Here is a 15,637-nt window from a genome sequence, read left to right as displayed (position 1 = left end):
TTACCCGCCAACGTGCTGATTTCCCCTGTCGGATCTACTTTCCGAATTCGCTGGTTACCATAATCCGCTATATATACATTCCCGCTGCCGTCTACAGCCACTCCACGCGGGTAGTTCAATTGGGCCGACGTCGCCGCTCCCCCGTCTCCTGAATAACCGCCAGTACCCGTGCCTGCAAACGTGCTAATTTCCCCCGTCGGATCGACTTTCCGAATTCGCTGGTTACCATAATCCGCTATATACACATTCCCGCTGCTGTCTACGGCTACTCCGAACGGGTCTTTCAATTGGGCAGACACCGCCGCTCCCCCATCTCCTGAAAAGCCTCTACTCCCCGTACCCGCTACCCTTTTGATGATATAACGATCTGCAGCATAGGCTTTGCCCCCGATCCATTCAGGCAGCAGTGCCGATATCAACAGAACAGCTAAAACACAGGCCATAAGCTGTTTTATCTTTTTACGCATTCTTTTTTCCTCCTTCGTAGGACACTTCCCCGATCAAATTCATTCTTGCTGCAAATAAACCTTCTACTATTAATCACAATAATTCACCATAGTTTACCATGATAGATTAGCCCATTTATGAAACTTAAAGAAAACTTTAAACTTGAGTTTGCAAAAGATGAGGGAACAACAAAAAATGGGGCAATAGAGTCATGTCACTCACCAAAGCCATGACCCATTCACCTCATTATTTTCGAATCAGCACTATTCGATTCTCCGAAAAAGCTTTTTCTGATGGGACTTATGATCGATCTGCTTAATCCCAAGTTCGCTCTATTATAGGTATCCCTACTGACTCAGTTTGCAGACCTCGCGCAAAGCTCAGCGCTTCTTCAAAACACAATCTTACGTCTGCTTACAGTTTAAAATTTCGCCCTACTTATGATAGGGTTCACCCCGATTTATCTTCACTGCGCGATAAATCTGCTCCACCAGCACCAGCCGCATGAGCTGATGCGGCAGGGTCATGCGCCCGAAGCTCAAGCGCTGCTTCGCGCGGCGTAACACTTCATCGGAGAGCCCATGGCTTCCTCCGATGACAAACACGACATGGCTCGTCCCATACGTGCCGAGCTTGTCGATCTCTACTGCCAGCTCCTCGGAACTCCAGAGCTGGCCATCAAGTGCGAGCGCGACGACGTGCGCCTCGCTCTTCACATGCGCGAGGATGCGTTCGCCCTCGCGCTCTTTTACCGCCCTTACCTCAGCCTCGCTCAGGGTATCGGGCGCTTTCTCGTCTGCGACCTCGATCATCTGAAACTTGATGTACGGGGCGAGCCGCTTGGCATATTCCTGAATGCCCAGCGTTAAATATTTTTCCTTCAATTTGCCTACGCCAATAATTTGAATCAACATCTCATCATTCCTCCTGAATCGTCCTCTTGCCATCCATCTATATGTTAGATACTTCAATCGCATCGTTCATCCACACCATAATCATTCCAAACTCTAACGATCACCACAAACCTTATTCAGCCCGAATTGCCCAATTTTAAAATCTAGCGATCACAGATGACGCTATTACCCCAAAATTGAGCATTTTTCGCCCTGTTTGCTGTGATTTTCTCAAAATAAGCTCTCTACGGATCGTTAAAATTTCAACCATGCTCATTTTACCCAAATAAGGCTTCTCATGATCGTTACAATTCGCACTCGCCAACCACGTCCTTAATTCCTACCCAACATTCTAGCCCATCCTGCTTTTGCGGCTTCCCAGCTCATATATGCCAAAGCCTGCACCTTGCCGCTCACACCATCACCTTCGCAAAGTTCTGTAGCCACCACTTAAAACTCGCTAATTCTTAATTCCAGTCCATTCTCTTGTCACTTTTCATTCTCTTCGCTCTACCTCTTGCCCCTGACCATTCGCTCACCAGCACAAAATCCCACGCCACAGCCGCTCAATCCCCACAAATACAAAAAGAGCGCTCAACACGCTCTCTCTGCACCTTGCTGTGATGTTCATACCGGATCGAACCAAGTCTAACGCCAGAAGCAATGACACTACCACTCAATGCTACGCCATGCACAACAACATCTCATAGCAACACCGGATAACGCCCCTGGCGGCCTGCTCTACAGTACGCTAAACGACAAGGAATTCCGCGTGCTGATCGCACTCAGCGCATTTGGCAGGCGGGTCCCAGTCAGCAAATTCCGTCTCCTTCAAATCCACGATATCCGGAGCGTCCTCATATTCATCCACAAACATGTCGATGGCAATGTCCACGTGTTCTTTGCATACAACGTACATCCGTCAAGCATCCTTTCTGTCACCAGCTATGTTCCCGATTCACAACCGCTTATCCCATTACAGGATAGCCACTTCTCAGTTCTATCACACCTGCCGCGGAAAAGAAACCCCCGCCTCGCATATCCGTGCAAAAACTTGCCGCTCTTGCATCCAAAGGACCTCTTCCTCAAGATGTGCACATCTATCTTCTCCATAAGATAAAAAAGCACCCCTCAACGATACCCCATCAGGTACCATTGCAGGAATGCCCTATCTTAACTTCAAGTGTACGTTCACGCTTTTGCTCTATCCCTGTGATCTTGTCCGTATACTTATCCTTACCCCTCAGCTACCAGCCTACTCCAATCCCGACTGCGCCTTCGTGAGCAGTTTTCCACTTTGAAAAGCAATCACTGCGTTGCCGCCGTTGCCCGCGGTGCCTTTATAGTTATACACCACCATGTTCTCGGCTTCACTTAGCGCTTCACCTTCACCGCCTAGAATGTTGATGACCTCTTCCACGGTCATGCCAACCTCCAGCTTCTCATACTGGGCAAACGTGATCAGCACCCCGTCTCCTTTTCCAGCAGACCCGTTGTTTCCTCCAACCGCAGGCGACTGACCACCAGTACCTTGTCCAGCAACGCCAACTGTACCAAATTCGTTCAGCTTTTTCTCAAGTGCAGCAATTTTCTGTGCCTGCTCATCGCTTTTGATTCCCTGCTCGGTCAGCTTTTTCTCCAGCCCAGCGATCTTCTCCTGCAACGCACTCGTATCTACAGATGTAGCTGGTGTGCTCTCCGATCCACAAGCCGATAGCAACAGCATCGATAATGCCAATCCTGTTCCGCCAAGTACCTTTTTCTTCAATAGATTCATCTCCGAATCCCTCCATTTTCAGATTAGCCAGCCAGATCACACGTTATCCAGCTGTTATTTGCATCAACGATCTATGTAAACACATTAAAAATAGTTTACCATACAGGCAAACAAATGTATCTGCGCCTTTCGCTCCAAGTCTTTCTGTCTAGTTGTATCCTTCCCTACCCTCAGGTTCTACCTCATACCTCATGCCTCATGAACATAAAAAGAGTGGTCAGAAGTTCTGATCACTCTCTCTACTATCTATCTTGTCTCATGATCACCTTATCAGTATGACCATGTTCCATGACATATGATCATTGCAGTGAAAACAACCTGCACATCTTACCCCACTGTCACAGCCCTACAAACTCCATTAACTCGACAAGTCTTACTCCGGCTTATCGGTCAGCTTCACAGAAATCTTCTCCGCTTTACCATCCCGATAGAACGAAATCTCTAGTGTATCGCCGATCTTTTTCTTATCGTACAGGAATTTCCGCAGGTCGAGTGTAGAGGTAATTTTTTGCCCATCGAATTCCGTAATCACGTCGTTCAGCTTCATGCCTGCCTCGGATGCCGGGCCAGATGCCTCTAATACAACCACGCCGCTATCGACGTGGGATGGCAGTTTGAGGTCTTTGCGCTGATCATCATCCAGTGGGGCATACGGATTGCTCAGATCCACCGTGTACACGCCGAGATAAGGACGGGATACTTTGCCGTTCAAAAGCAGGGAATCCACCGTTTTCATCACTTCGTTCATCGGAATGGCGAAGCCGAGACCTTCAACGCCGGTATCCGAGATTTTCATCGTATTAATACCTACGACTTTGCCGTTCAGATCAACCAGTGCTCCGCCGCTGTTGCCTTCGTTAATGGCTGCATCCGTCTGAATGACGTTTTGCTCCCAGTCGTATACCCCGTCCTGGTTAATGGATACGGGCAAAATCCGATCCGTGTAACTAACGATCCCTGATGTCAGCGTTCCGCCAAGTCCCAGTGGGTTACCGATCGCCAGTACCGTCTGGCCGCGTTGCAGCTTGCTGGAATCCCCAATTTCTGCAGCAGCTCCGAGTCCCTTATCATCCGTTGATAGTACCGCGATGTCGCTCACCCGGTCCTTGCCAACCAGTTTGGCTTTATGTGTCTCCCCGTCTACGGTCACGATCTCCAGATCACTGGCACCTTCCACGACGTGGTGATTGGTCATGATGTAGGCTTTGCCATCTTCTTTTTTGAAAATAACTCCAGACCCCAGCGCGGAATCTTCCATCGACAGGCTGCTGCCTGTTTTATGATTCACGATGCTGACGACCGAAGGACGTACTTCTGCCGCAGCATTGATGATGCGGTCGTATGGATCAACCACCTGTGCTGTCTGTGCAGTTCCACCGCCTTGACCTGCCGCATTCGCCAGAGGTAACTGTGTTGCAGGCTGGCTAATGAAGCTAAACAGCGTAACCGTCACGATGGAGCTGATTACCGAACTGATCACAGCTACCTTGACGGTAGAACTGAATTCCGAGCGTGATCTACGCGGATTGCTCCAGCGATCACGTGCGCGTCTTCCGCCTCCCGGGCGGATGATCTGAAGTTTGCCTTTCTGTTCAGGTTCGGCGCGTCTTGATACCTTGGTTGAATAAAAATCGTCTCCAAACAATCCCATCGTGATCCTCTCCCCTTCGTTGTCACGCATCAAGACCCTGACTGCCGCCCAAGTTATTCATGGATAACCAGTGAAACCACTCGTTCCCCATGCCTTTTTGCATTTTTCTCAAAATGGTCTTGCACATCGCCGCATCCCGGAACCAGACCGGGAACGAACGTATATATACAACAGGATGGCACTGCATCCCGTGCTCTATCAATCATGCTCTCGCCTATTGCGAGATTCGAGATTCCATTTCATACGCAAAAACAGCCAAAATCATAATACTCCTTATATACTAAACACTTTATATCCCAAAAAGTTGCATAATTACGTAAATAAACGTAAATTTTCGCGATAACTCCCCTAACAATAAAGGTTCATACTATTTATCACCACAAAATGGGATACGCTAAGCGCTATTCTTTCGAATTCATTAAACTTTTTCAGTCTATTTTCATTCTGAGTTCCAAACAGAACAGCTGCAGTTTCAGCATACACATCCTGCCTAGAGAATGTTAGCGGCAAAAAGAGGAATGTTTTCCACCCAGCCTGACTACAATAATAGTAAAAGAACAATTCAAAGCTTCATAGAATGAAGGAGGATTCCACAATGGAACGCACACGAACACTCACAGCTATGGACGAAGTGCATATGGCGGCCAAGCTGGCCGATCTCAAAGAAGAGCATTACCGTAATACACTAGCACTTAGCACTATCATTGAACTGCTTATCGATAAAGGCATCCTGACCCGCGAGGAAGTGGAGCGCAAAGCCGCCGAACTGGACAGCTTTATGGCTCACCCACCCTATCCCATGGTGTAGGACGATCATAATACGTATCACAGAGCTTGAACTCATGATCCCGATAAAAACAGCCACGGCTTTCCATCGCATCACGCACCGACATTTTAGCCAAATCCATCATATTATGATCCCGGCTGAGATGTGCCAGATACGTTCGCTTGATGCGTCCGTTCATCAGTTCACTAAGCGCCGCACCTGCGGCTTCGTTCGACAAATGCCCGATGTCACTCAAAATCCGGCGCTTGGTGTTCCACGGATATCGCCCCATGCGCAGCAATTCGACATCATGATTCGCCTCCAGCACAAGCACATCCGAGTCCGAGATCGCATCGCGAACCTTGTCACTCATATACCCGAGGTCTGTTGCCACGGACAGCTTCTCGCTGCCATCATCGAACGTGTAACCAACCGGTTCAGCCGCATCATGCGAAATACCGAACGACTCTACGCGCAGCGATCCAAAGTCATGCTTTTCACCCGTTTCAAAAATCCGCCGGTTCTCCTCTGGAATTGCTCCGACTGACTTCTCCAAAGCCGCCCACGTATTCGTGTTTGCATAGATCGGTAAATTATATTTCCGAGACATCGCGCCTAGTCCTTTAATATGATCCGAATGTTCATGTGTCACCAGAATGCCGTCCAGTTCCGTTCCCGAAATCTCCCGTTCCAGAAACAGTGCCTCCAGCCGCTTCGCGCTGAGACCCGCATCAATCATGAGTGAAGTGCCCCCATGCTGAATGACTGTGGCATTACCTGTCGAACCACTGGATAACACCGTAAAATATATCCCCATAACGCATTACTCCCCTGGTTTATCTGACTTGGGACTGAATACATCCCCACTGATGCCCTGCACGTACAACACTTCGCCACTTTCCAGCACGAACCGCCATGCCGGCATCGCTACCTGTATATCTGAGTTGAACAACTGCCCGTAATAGCCCAGCTGAATATCTTTCACAATTGCATTGTTTGGCAAAAAGTTTTCGATCAGCGTTCCCAGCGCCTTTGACGCCGGAAGCACCTGCTGATCGCTCTCCTCGGCGGTTGTAATCCGCACGGGAGTCTGATGATAACCCGTGATTTTCTGATCGCTGTAGAACAGCTCCAGACTCACGTTAAAGAGCGGCCATTTGCCGTCCACCAGCGGGTGGAGCACAAAAGCCCCATCTTCCGCCATCAGCTGATCCAGCCGGTACGTGCCGATTTGCGGAATCTCCGCCTGCAGCGCGTCCGTCAGCTCGCTTGGCGAGAAAATCAGCTTGCTGTCCACCGGCTCCTCCAGCTCTACTTCCATACCCGACTTGTCCTCTTCGGTAAACTCATAGGACAGCTTCGGTAGCTTTGGCGTTTCATTTGGAATCGGCGCCAGCACCTGAATGCCCTTCTCTTCCATCGCCTGCTGTGTATTATCTGCGAGCGAGGTGAAGTCCAGATTGGCTCCAGCCGTCTCCCGCGCATCCATCCAGATCTGATACCCCAGCACCAGATTCAGCAACAGGAATGCATAAATTAATACATTTTTCGCCCGTCCCCAATCCAGACCATTCACCTCCTTATTTACTTGATCGCCTATAATAACCTTGTTTTCACGTTGCCCGTATCATAATAACCCGTGACCAGCCACAAGTTTTACCTTCTTGTTCAGGTACATAGAGTTTGTTTTGCCCCGTCTAGATTTGTTTCAGCTCGTGTAACTTATGTTTGGCTTTGTTTACCTCTATGCCCGTAGCCTCTTCAGGCTAACGATCACCACGGAGCTTATTTGCCCCGTTTTAGGCTCATTTTAATTCTAACGATCAGGAGAAGCCTTATTTCGCGTAAATTCAGACTTTTCAGCCACAATTAGCCCAATTTCACCGAAATAGCGTTCGTGGTGATCGTTAGATTTTCAAAACGTCGCAAATCTAGCATATAACGTCTCTGGTGATCGTTAGAATTCTACCAGCTACGTGCCAGCATGTCTCCATCGATACGAAGCTAAGACACCGTCGTTTCCTCACCATTACTAAAGCGGATTACCCAAACCGGGATCAGCTTCAGCCCATCTTCTATCGCCGATGGACGATATGCCGGGTATACATCCACGACTTTGCGGTTTTCACCCGCTACTTTGCGGATCAGATTTTTCAGCTTATCCCCGCCAGGCAGCTTGATGGACTTCTTCGTCTCCGCACCTTCGTTCAAATATTCCAAGGATCGTTCATAGCTCGATACCGTCTCCTGCTGCATTTCCATGTTGATCGTGCCGAAACGGAATTGCATCGAATCCATAATTGGAAAACTGCCGTAATACTGCTGGAACTGCAGCTGCGTTTTATTGTCAGCTGATCTAAGCATCATGCGTGAGCGCCCTTTCCAGCCGCCATGCTGATTGACAAAATCCACCGCAGACAGTGCATCCTTGGATGCGTCACTTTGTCCAGCCGGCGGTGCCGCCGGATCTGTATAGCTGATCCAGCGTTGCTCCTGTTGCACTTGCAGACTACGTTTGCTATCGGTATAAATCTCTGATCCGTCTTTTTCCCGAATATTCCGAGTCATGCTTGGATCAAAAAACAGACTGCGCTGCATCTGCTCTACCGTGAACTGCCCTGTCGGCACATCCGCCTCAATCGTATCCAGTGCCTGCGCCGGAATATAATACCCGCCTTCCATCAGCGTGTACGGTGTCCAGCTCGTCCCAAAATCGACATGTTGCTGCACATCCTGCACCGTCAAGTCCGCCTGTGTGGCCTCATAGACCACATCTCCCTTGGCACTGAAAAACAGCGCATGAGCCTTTGTCTCATCTGGAGTGGTATATATAGCAATACGGTTGATCGTCTCTCCCTGAAAAAGTGAATCCGTACCAAGACGCATCACACGCTGTAACAAAGCCACCGGTATGCCTTCCTTAAAAGACAACTCAAAGCCGGGGCTCTCCTTACGAATCTGATCCCAATTCACCGACTGCACATTACGACGCTGGAAATCCTCGAACGTCCGGCCTTTCAGCCTGGAATAGATCAATTGATAAAACGTATTGCCAGGATAAAACACCGTATGTTTATCCTGACCCAGATGAATAATCATCTGATTCGGGAAAATTAACTCCTCAATGTTACGCTCCTGACCCATATTTTCGGTCTTCACGTAGTTTGTCTCCGAGGTCACCACAGAGTCACCACCCCCAGGAAGACGATAGATCAGGAAGTAACTCTGGATCAGACTGGCTGCCACCAGTGAAGTGAGCACCAGAGATTTAATCCGTTCCTTCAAGGTGCTCACCTCCCTTATCACGCATTGGCAATGTGAACGTTACCGTTGTGCCAACGTCTACCTCAGACTCCAGAGAGATGCTTCCATCGTGAGCTTTTACAATTTCCCGGGCAATGGACAATCCAAGCCCTGTGCCCCCCATGCTGCGAGAACGTGCTTTGTCAACGCGGTAAAAACGTTCAAATATCCGATCCAGATCACGCTGCGGAATACCCATACCTGTATCAGATACGGAGATGGCTAACGTATGCTCATCGCTGCGCCGGGCTGCAATCGTAATGGTGCCGCCCTCCAGCGTATATTTCAATGCATTGGACACTACATTGTCCAGAACCTGATCAATCTGATCCCGATCTAACGGAACAGGTGGAATATCATTCTCCACAGAAAGCACTGACTGAATATCCTTCTGGTGCATCTGGAAGGAGAATCGATCCGTGACTTCCTCCAGCATCTCCAAAATATCGATAGGTTGCTTGCGCAGTAACGCTTCCTTGGAATCCAGTCTGGACAGATGCAGTAGGTCAGTCACCAAACGGATCATGCGCTCGGTCTCATTCTGAATGACACCGACAAAACGCCCGGCAAGTTGTGGATCTTCCAACGCCCCATCATCCAGCGCTTCGGCATAACTCTTAATAGTCGTCAGCGGTGTACGCAGCTCATGTGATACATTTGCCACGAATTCACGCCGGGAGTTTTCCAGCTCTTCCTGCTCCGTTACATCCTGAAGTACCGCAATTGTGCCGGTGATTCCCAGCTCACGCCGGTGCACAGGCGTGAACGTCATGCGAATCACTACCGGCTCCTCCTGACCTGCTGGAGCAATCTGGAGAAGTGTTGAGCCAGTAAAACCACTCGCCAGCGCTTCCGCATCCTCCGGATCAATGCCCAGCAGGACAGCAAAATGCCGGCCTTCAATGTCGGAAGGACGCATGCCCAGAATGCTGCTGGCACGGCGGTTGACCAGAATGACTTTGCCATACTCATCTGTCGCAACAACACCATCACTCATATTGGTAAGGATGGAGGTCAGCTTCTCCTTCTCCTCTTCGTTCTGGGAAAGAGCATCTCGCAGCCTGCTGGTCATATAGTTAAACGCCCGGCTAAGCTGACCAATCTCATCTGTGCCAAATACCGGTGTCTGCTGATCGAAGTTTCCTTCTGCAACCGCGGTTGCCCGCCTCGTCACTTCCTTAATTGGCTGGGTGATCGTATGTGACAGAATGACACCGAGCACCGCCGTTAACACCAAGGCAATCAAAATACCGGAGATGAAAATCTTGTTTATGCCTTCCATCGTCGCGTACAGCTCATTCATCGAAGCGGCGATGTAGACCGCTCCAATAATTTTGCCGCCGGATAATACCGGCTTGGCCACGACTTTTTTGCGAACATTATCCTCGTCTACGATATATTCCTCATTGTCCCGAATACCTTGCAACGCACGGCTGACAACGGTCTGGGTATTTTTTCGCCCAATATAATCAGAATGTGAACTTAACGAAGTCGTAAGCACCTTTCCGCTGGCATCCAGCACCTGAATCTCGGCGCCGTTGATATTAAACAGATTGTTGACCAGCACACGCAGGTTCTCCGTTTTGTCCTCTCCAGCCTCCGCTTCTCCACCAGCCATCGTCTGACCGACTAACACCGACAACATCTCTGCCCGTGCTTGCAAATCCTCCGTGAAGTTGCTGGTGAGCGAGTTCTTCATCGCACTTACAAAATAAACGCCGATCAATTGCATCGCAATGAGAATCAGCAGTACATATATAATAATTAATTTCGCCTGAATCGTTCGAAAGAACGAAAATTGCGAGAATCGGCCCATTATATCCCCACGCTTTTGGCACTGCGCACGAGATAGCCAAGCCCCCTGCGAGTCAGAATCGTTTCCGGCTTGCTCGGATTTTCTTCAATCTTCTCCCGCAGCCTGCGGATGGTCACATCCACTGTACGCACATCTCCAAAATATTCATATCCCCATACGGCTTGCAACAGATGCTCTCGTGTCATGACTTTGCCCGAATGCTTAGCCATATAATAGAGCAGCTCATATTCCCGATGCGTTAGATCAAGCGGTTCCCCGCCCTTGTATGCCGTATACATGTCCATATCAAAAGCCAGATCAAACAGCCGCAGGATCTGCTTCCCTTCTTCCTCTGGCGCTTCTACAATCGTTGCCGGTTTCTGCTGTCTGCGCATCTGAGCCTTGACCCGTGCGAGCAACTCCCGTGTGCTAAAAGGTTTGGTTACATAATCATCTGCGCCTAGCTCGAGACCCAGAACTTTATCAATCTCTCCGTCTTTGGCTGTCAGCATAATAATCGGGACCTCCAGATGAGCACGCACTTCTCGGCACACATCCATCCCGTCCTTGCCCGGAAGCATCAGATCCAGAAGCATCAGATCCGGTTTCTCGGATAACGCCAGTTCGACCGCACGAATACCATCAAACGCACAGATAACCTCGTATCCCTCTTTTTCCAAATTAAACTTCAGAATATCTGCGATGGGCTGCTCGTCGTCCACCACCAAAATCTTTCCCTGCATCGGCTGAATTCACCCCTATATCCTGCTTAATCCGCCACTGGCGCTGTCTCTCTAATCTATTGTATTGCTTATAGTCCATATCGTGTTGTGTGTTGAATATAGTCAACGACTTATACTCTCTAGTTTAACATACCTGAGGCACCGTCACATCCCGATCCCCCTCTTGGAAGCCGTTTCCTGAAAAAATATTTCACACCAAAAAACAAGGCCAGCTTTACAGCGAGCCTTGTTCTTATTTTAGCATCGTGACGCCATGCCTTGTGTCCTATACTTTATCTCGTGATCTATCCTTAATTCAGATATGTCATCGGGTTTTCAGCTGAACCATTTTTCAAAATCTCAAAATGCAGATGTGTTCCTGTGGAACGTCCAGTATTGCCCATCACACCAATGCTGTCACCCTTCTCCACCACTTGGCCAACATCAACACCGATGCTATTCAAGTGACCGTAGAGTGTTTCATATCCGTTGCGATGGTTAACGATGATAACATTTCCATAACCGCTCTTTTGGCCTGCAAAAGTAACTACACCTTCATCTGCAGATTTCACATCGCGATTACCGACCAGATCGACACCTTTGTGCTGACGTCCCCAACGTTGGCCGAAGCTACTGCTCATCGTCGCATTGGATACAGGCCATGCAAACTGCCCTGTGCCTTCGCCAACCACTTTGGTTCCGCTCAGCACTACCTCAGTCACCGCTGTTTTGAGAACTTCCTGACCCAGCCATTCTTCGCGAACGACTTCGCCATTTTCTTTGGTGATACGATACTGCATATTTTTCAACCCGCTTTGGCCTGGACGAACCACTTTCGTCGTACCTGCCTTCAGCTCGGCACTTTTGCGCACCTCAACCTGTGGTTTCACTTCGATCTGCTCTACCACTTGTTCCACGGATTTAACCGTAATCGCCGGCTTCGGTACGGTCAGAGTCAACTCTTGTCCAATCTGGAGCGATGTCTCCTTGATGCCCGGGTTATGTTTGCGAATCTCGCTTTGTGTAATTTCATATTTGGCTGCGATGGAAGAGATCGTATCTCCTTCACGCACCACGTAAGTTACAGGCGCGTCTTTACCAACGGTTAAAGCTTTAACCGCCTCGGACACATCCCATATTTTATTCGGGTCCGCCTTCACCGTATCCGTTGTCACTTCTTCTTTGATGTCTACGGATTTTAACGTTGTACTTGGCCCGTTATCTTTTTTGGAGGAATTAGCCGATACCGACTTGGTTTTCAGTGAGCTTCGCACAGCCGATGCCGGTATGTATTTGCTCTGTACTTGTTGCAGGATCTTGTCTGCCGTTTCCTGATCCTTCACAATGCCGACGACTTCACCGTTCACTTTAAGCTCCACGCCTTTGGCGTAAGCCGTTAACATATTTCCCAGCTTGTCCAGCGTTTGCTCGCTGTTCACTTCGGGTTTATATGCTCTTACCGTTTCCGTTGTGATACCATCTGTGTTCAGCACCATCTCTGCATCCGGATACTTCTCCCGGTATTCTTCGGTTTTTTTCGCAAACAACTGTTGCAGCTGTGCCTCATCTGCAATGGCGCCAACTTCAGTACCCTTGACGATAACCTTATAATAAGGAACCGTATTGGAAGCCACATATTGCTTAACTCCGAATCCAACCGATGCTGCAATTAGAATGCCACATGTTGCAGTAATGATCCATTTGCGCGATGACAATATTCTTTTCTTATTTGAACTGAAGTTGGACATGCTCATGCTGTTTTTGTCTTCGGCCGTCCGGTGTTCTCCGGATTGTTCGTGTACCCGGTGTTGATCCGGTTGGCGTTTGCCTCTGAAACCTTTCATGATTCTCTCCTTTTCAGTACTTCTTGATCCGCATTTTAATCGGACTTCACCTCATGGCGAGTCTTATGCAAGTAAGTTCATTGTTATGATGATTTAAAAAAGCAGGACTTTAGCTGTGCTCTTAAAAGTGTCAAAATTTTAACCTTTTATCACACCCGTATACTTTAACACAGGTTTTACAGTCATTTCAACTCTTATCCTCACAACACAAAGCCGCGTCCTATATGGTTTCCCTGATATATCCATTGGTTAGGCCGTATGTTCCATCACCCATTATGCCTCAACTCCAGTTATACTATGTACCTTTTATCTCAATCTAGGACTAGGTTCTAAGACCTACTAAATTGCATTATCTTTTTCATGTAAATACAAAAAATCCCCCATCAGAGTAAACTCTGATGAAGGATTATAACATCGCTTATTCTATTTATGCTCTGGCAGGCTCATCACGCATAACCCAAGATTCATTTTTTAATTATTCTTGGTTGCTCCTATAATAAACCGCTTTTGTTGCACTTCCCAGAACCCATGTCGCTCCATCACCAGATGGATATCCCATAATGGATCACGGAATCGTTCCACTGTAAAATCAGGTACCTGCCAAGGGATGGTGTTTAGATAGTACACCAAAGCCCCAATGTCATAAAAACGCTGCAGAGGCGCAGACTCACGCTGATCCCAGATGTGGAAACCGTTTCTCACCAACTGATCCACGGCGAAATCCAGCTCCCATCCAGCATAATCAGATGGCATTGGAATACCTAATCGATCATTAATCTCACGGCAATCCGACCAACCAACCTGCTGTGTCAGAAACACTCCACCTTCTGAAAGCACACGCCATACTTCCCGTGGATCATACGATTCATGTCGATTGAGGATCAAATCAAATTCTTCATCTGCAAAAGGAAGCTGAGCATCATCTATTACAGGATACACGTTTACACCTAACGGGCTAAGACGGTCCTTCGCAATCGCTATATTTGGGGTATATCCTTCCGTTGCACAGGTATACGGGGGTAAAGGGAGCAGACTCGAGAGCAGCTCACCACCGCCTGTGCCCATATCCAACATTCGCTTCGTATCCTGCATGCAACTCCGTGCCATCTCATTATAAGACCATGGCATCACACCGCTCTGCATCCGCCCACTACTCGTAATATATCCAAAATCCCAACCATGGAAGGGCTGTTCTGCTTCCTTTAATCCTTGCTCAAATCGTTCCTTCATTGCAGCAAGTTGTTCAGCCGGCATCATTGATGTTGTATTTTTAGCACCTTTATTATTCAATGTATTCATAGTTATTAGGCCTCCAATAGTCCATATTCATGCTCTTTTCCGTTATCGGTACAGCGTACCATTGGTAAAAAGGCATGAACGGAGGGCCACGACTCTGCGGCCTAGAAGCCTCTGGTAAGGAGAGGTTCTGTTGTTATATATCGTGTTCTTTGCGGTTCATTTTCATATGCTCTTCCTCCTGGGTAGGTACGTTCTCTACTATTCATGCAATTATATGGGAAATGAGTTATACATTTCAACATGGATGTAATATTTCTCCACTCCAGATTGTTGTCCTACTTGGTGGATGCGGGGGAGTAACAATATACAACAACCCACCTCTATTCTGCCTGCAACACTTGCATCAAATTGTCGTACTCCTCACTCGTGAGATACTTTGAGATAACCTGTTCAATCTCTTTTAGCTCCTGCTCGGTCAGTCCACCTTCCATCGCTCCTGAGATCTGTTGCATTTCCTTCTGGGGTAGCTTGTTCATCAGCAGAGTGAAAATACGTTCTTTTTCCTCCGTCGGTAGTTTATTTTTGGCGCCTGTAATGTCATCCGGTGTAACAACGATTGCATCATCGCCCGTTTCATCGTTGCTAGATGTTCCGGATCCTGCCTGTCCTGTGCCTGAATTTGATCCTGCTGTAGTATCATCCTTACCTTTGTCTACTCCAGCGTTTTCCTCACTCGTTCCGTTGCCCATCACCGAAATTGAATTCTCCGGAGCTTTTTCCTCTTCCGTCCCCGTCGGCTGATCCGCAGGCGTATCCCCGGACTTTTCTCCCTCACTGGACTGCTTGCCGCCCAAGGCCCCCTGGAACATGCCCATCAGACCCATGGGCTGACCTTCCCACTGTATATTAAAACTGGCAAGTAATGACTTGGCATACGATTGCACAATCAAACCTGTTGTAAGCAATGTCAGTGAACTGACCAGCAACACGATAAGCACCATTTTGACAAACCACATCAGCAACTTCATCTCTGTTTCTCTCCCTCCAATTTGCTCTCCCTTATCCAAGTGGATTTCGGGGGATAACCGACTTTATACGGGTTGAATCCATGTATACTTTGCATCGTTGTGCTCGTATAGATATCATTCGTTCAACGTATATCCTGTTAGCCAGTATTGACGGAAATCTAGGGATTATATC

The 15,637-nt window shown here is 48.3% G+C and carries 14 protein-coding genes and 1 pseudogene; 1 reads left to right on the top strand and 14 read right to left on the bottom strand.

What is annotated here, in order from left to right; genetic code table 11:
- The 6 genes and pseudogenes from ABIE27_RS28675 to ABIE27_RS28650 form a co-directional block, all read right to left on the bottom strand.
- Positions 1-467 (bottom strand): annotated as a pseudogene (locus ABIE27_RS28675) (hypothetical protein); the annotation flags it as partial.
- A 414-nt stretch (positions 468-881) separates the two neighbouring features.
- Complete coding sequence (gene rlmH / locus ABIE27_RS28670) at positions 882-1,361, bottom strand: 23S rRNA (pseudouridine(1915)-N(3))-methyltransferase RlmH (RefSeq protein WP_123067026.1); 480 nt, start codon at positions 1,359-1,361, stop codon at positions 882-884.
- A 730-nt stretch (positions 1,362-2,091) separates the two neighbouring features.
- A complete protein-coding gene (locus tag ABIE27_RS28665; protein ID WP_090923561.1) occupies positions 2,092-2,259 on the bottom strand; it encodes a CxxH/CxxC protein in 168 nt (55 codons plus the stop codon).
- Between the two features lie 336 nt (positions 2,260-2,595).
- Positions 2,596-3,117 carry a hypothetical protein gene (locus ABIE27_RS28660; protein ID WP_123067025.1) on the bottom strand — a complete coding sequence of 174 codons (522 nt, stop codon included), beginning with the start codon at positions 3,115-3,117 and terminating at the stop codon, positions 2,596-2,598.
- Between the two features lie 373 nt (positions 3,118-3,490).
- Positions 3,491-4,768 carry a S1C family serine protease gene (locus ABIE27_RS28655; protein WP_123067024.1) on the bottom strand — a complete coding sequence of 426 codons (1,278 nt, stop codon included), beginning with the start codon at positions 4,766-4,768 and terminating at the stop codon, positions 3,491-3,493.
- Positions 4,769-4,790: 22 nt separating this feature from the next.
- Positions 4,791-4,955, bottom strand: a complete 165-nt coding sequence (locus tag ABIE27_RS28650) for a hypothetical protein (RefSeq protein WP_161557062.1) — start codon at positions 4,953-4,955, stop codon at positions 4,791-4,793.
- A 408-nt stretch (positions 4,956-5,363) separates the two neighbouring features.
- Between ABIE27_RS28650 and ABIE27_RS28645 the strand changes: the two genes are divergently transcribed.
- Positions 5,364-5,576, top strand: a complete 213-nt coding sequence (locus tag ABIE27_RS28645) for a hypothetical protein (protein WP_090923564.1) — start codon at positions 5,364-5,366, stop codon at positions 5,574-5,576.
- Here ABIE27_RS28645 and ABIE27_RS28640 read toward each other — a convergent pair.
- The 8 genes from ABIE27_RS28640 to ABIE27_RS28605 all read right to left on the bottom strand — a co-directional run bounded on the left by ABIE27_RS28640 (position 5,545) and on the right by ABIE27_RS28605 (position 15,465).
- A complete protein-coding gene (locus ABIE27_RS28640) occupies positions 5,545-6,351 on the bottom strand; it encodes an MBL fold metallo-hydrolase (protein ID WP_090923565.1) in 807 nt (268 codons plus the stop codon). The genes ABIE27_RS28645 and ABIE27_RS28640 overlap by 32 nt on opposite strands.
- Before the next feature lie 6 nt (positions 6,352-6,357).
- Positions 6,358-7,101, bottom strand: a complete 744-nt coding sequence (yycI, locus tag ABIE27_RS28635; protein ID WP_123067030.1) for a two-component system regulatory protein YycI — start codon at positions 7,099-7,101, stop codon at positions 6,358-6,360.
- 437 nt (positions 7,102-7,538) lie between these two features.
- Positions 7,539-8,819, bottom strand: a complete 1,281-nt coding sequence (locus tag ABIE27_RS28630; RefSeq protein WP_123067023.1) for a YycH family regulatory protein — start codon at positions 8,817-8,819, stop codon at positions 7,539-7,541.
- The gene (gene walK, locus ABIE27_RS28625) at positions 8,803-10,653 is read right to left on the bottom strand and encodes a cell wall metabolism sensor histidine kinase WalK (protein WP_123067022.1); all 1,851 of its coding nucleotides are present in this window, start codon (positions 10,651-10,653) and stop codon (positions 8,803-8,805) included. The genes ABIE27_RS28630 and walK overlap by 17 nt, the downstream gene beginning before the upstream one ends.
- Positions 10,653-11,375, bottom strand: coding sequence for a response regulator YycF (yycF, locus tag ABIE27_RS28620; protein WP_123067021.1), 723 nt, complete (start codon positions 11,373-11,375; stop codon positions 10,653-10,655). The genes walK and yycF overlap by 1 nt, the downstream gene beginning before the upstream one ends.
- A 290-nt stretch (positions 11,376-11,665) precedes the next feature.
- The gene (locus ABIE27_RS28615; protein ID WP_123067020.1) at positions 11,666-13,198 is read right to left on the bottom strand and encodes a peptidoglycan DD-metalloendopeptidase family protein; all 1,533 of its coding nucleotides are present in this window, start codon (positions 13,196-13,198) and stop codon (positions 11,666-11,668) included.
- 471 nt (positions 13,199-13,669) lie between these two features.
- The gene (locus ABIE27_RS28610) at positions 13,670-14,428 is read right to left on the bottom strand and encodes a class I SAM-dependent methyltransferase (protein ID WP_123067029.1); all 759 of its coding nucleotides are present in this window, start codon (positions 14,426-14,428) and stop codon (positions 13,670-13,672) included.
- A gap of 389 nt (positions 14,429-14,817) precedes the next feature.
- Positions 14,818-15,465: a hypothetical protein gene (locus ABIE27_RS28605; RefSeq protein ID WP_123067019.1), complete on the bottom strand. Its 648-nt coding sequence runs from the start codon at positions 15,463-15,465 to the stop codon at positions 14,818-14,820.
- Positions 15,466-15,637: the final 172 nt, after the last annotated feature.

Source organism: Paenibacillus sp. 4624 (assembly GCF_050435065.1).
GTDB lineage: Bacteria > Bacillota > Bacilli > Paenibacillales > Paenibacillaceae > Paenibacillus > Paenibacillus amylolyticus_D.
Note: the sequence above shows the minus strand (reverse complement) of the source record. Positions and strands in the feature narration are given on the sequence as shown.

Bases quoted from the DNA above. Each gene is read 5' to 3' on its own strand.
- rlmH (WP_123067026.1), bottom strand. From the start codon at position 1,361: ATGTTGATTCAAATTATTGGCGTAGGCAAATTGAAGGAAAAATATTTA.
- ABIE27_RS28665 (WP_090923561.1), bottom strand. From the start codon at position 2,259: ATGTACGTTGTATGCAAAGAACACGTGGACATTGCCATCGACATGTTT.
- ABIE27_RS28660 (WP_123067025.1), bottom strand. From the start codon at position 3,117: ATGAATCTATTGAAGAAAAAGGTACTTGGCGGAACAGGATTGGCATTA.
- ABIE27_RS28655 (WP_123067024.1), bottom strand. From the start codon at position 4,768: ATGGGATTGTTTGGAGACGATTTTTATTCAACCAAGGTATCAAGACGC.
- ABIE27_RS28650 (WP_161557062.1), bottom strand. From the start codon at position 4,955: ATGCAGTGCCATCCTGTTGTATATATACGTTCGTTCCCGGTCTGGTTC.
- ABIE27_RS28645 (WP_090923564.1), top strand. From the start codon at position 5,364: ATGGAACGCACACGAACACTCACAGCTATGGACGAAGTGCATATGGCG.
- ABIE27_RS28640 (WP_090923565.1), bottom strand. From the start codon at position 6,351: ATGGGGATATATTTTACGGTGTTATCCAGTGGTTCGACAGGTAATGCC.
- walK (WP_123067022.1), bottom strand. From the start codon at position 10,653: ATGGGCCGATTCTCGCAATTTTCGTTCTTTCGAACGATTCAGGCGAAA.
- yycF (WP_123067021.1), bottom strand. From the start codon at position 11,375: ATGCAGGGAAAGATTTTGGTGGTGGACGACGAGCAGCCCATCGCAGAT.
- ABIE27_RS28615 (WP_123067020.1), bottom strand. From the start codon at position 13,198: ATGAAAGGTTTCAGAGGCAAACGCCAACCGGATCAACACCGGGTACAC.
- ABIE27_RS28610 (WP_123067029.1), bottom strand. From the start codon at position 14,428: ATGAAGGAACGATTTGAGCAAGGATTAAAGGAAGCAGAACAGCCCTTC.
- ABIE27_RS28605 (WP_123067019.1), bottom strand. From the start codon at position 15,465: ATGAAGTTGCTGATGTGGTTTGTCAAAATGGTGCTTATCGTGTTGCTG.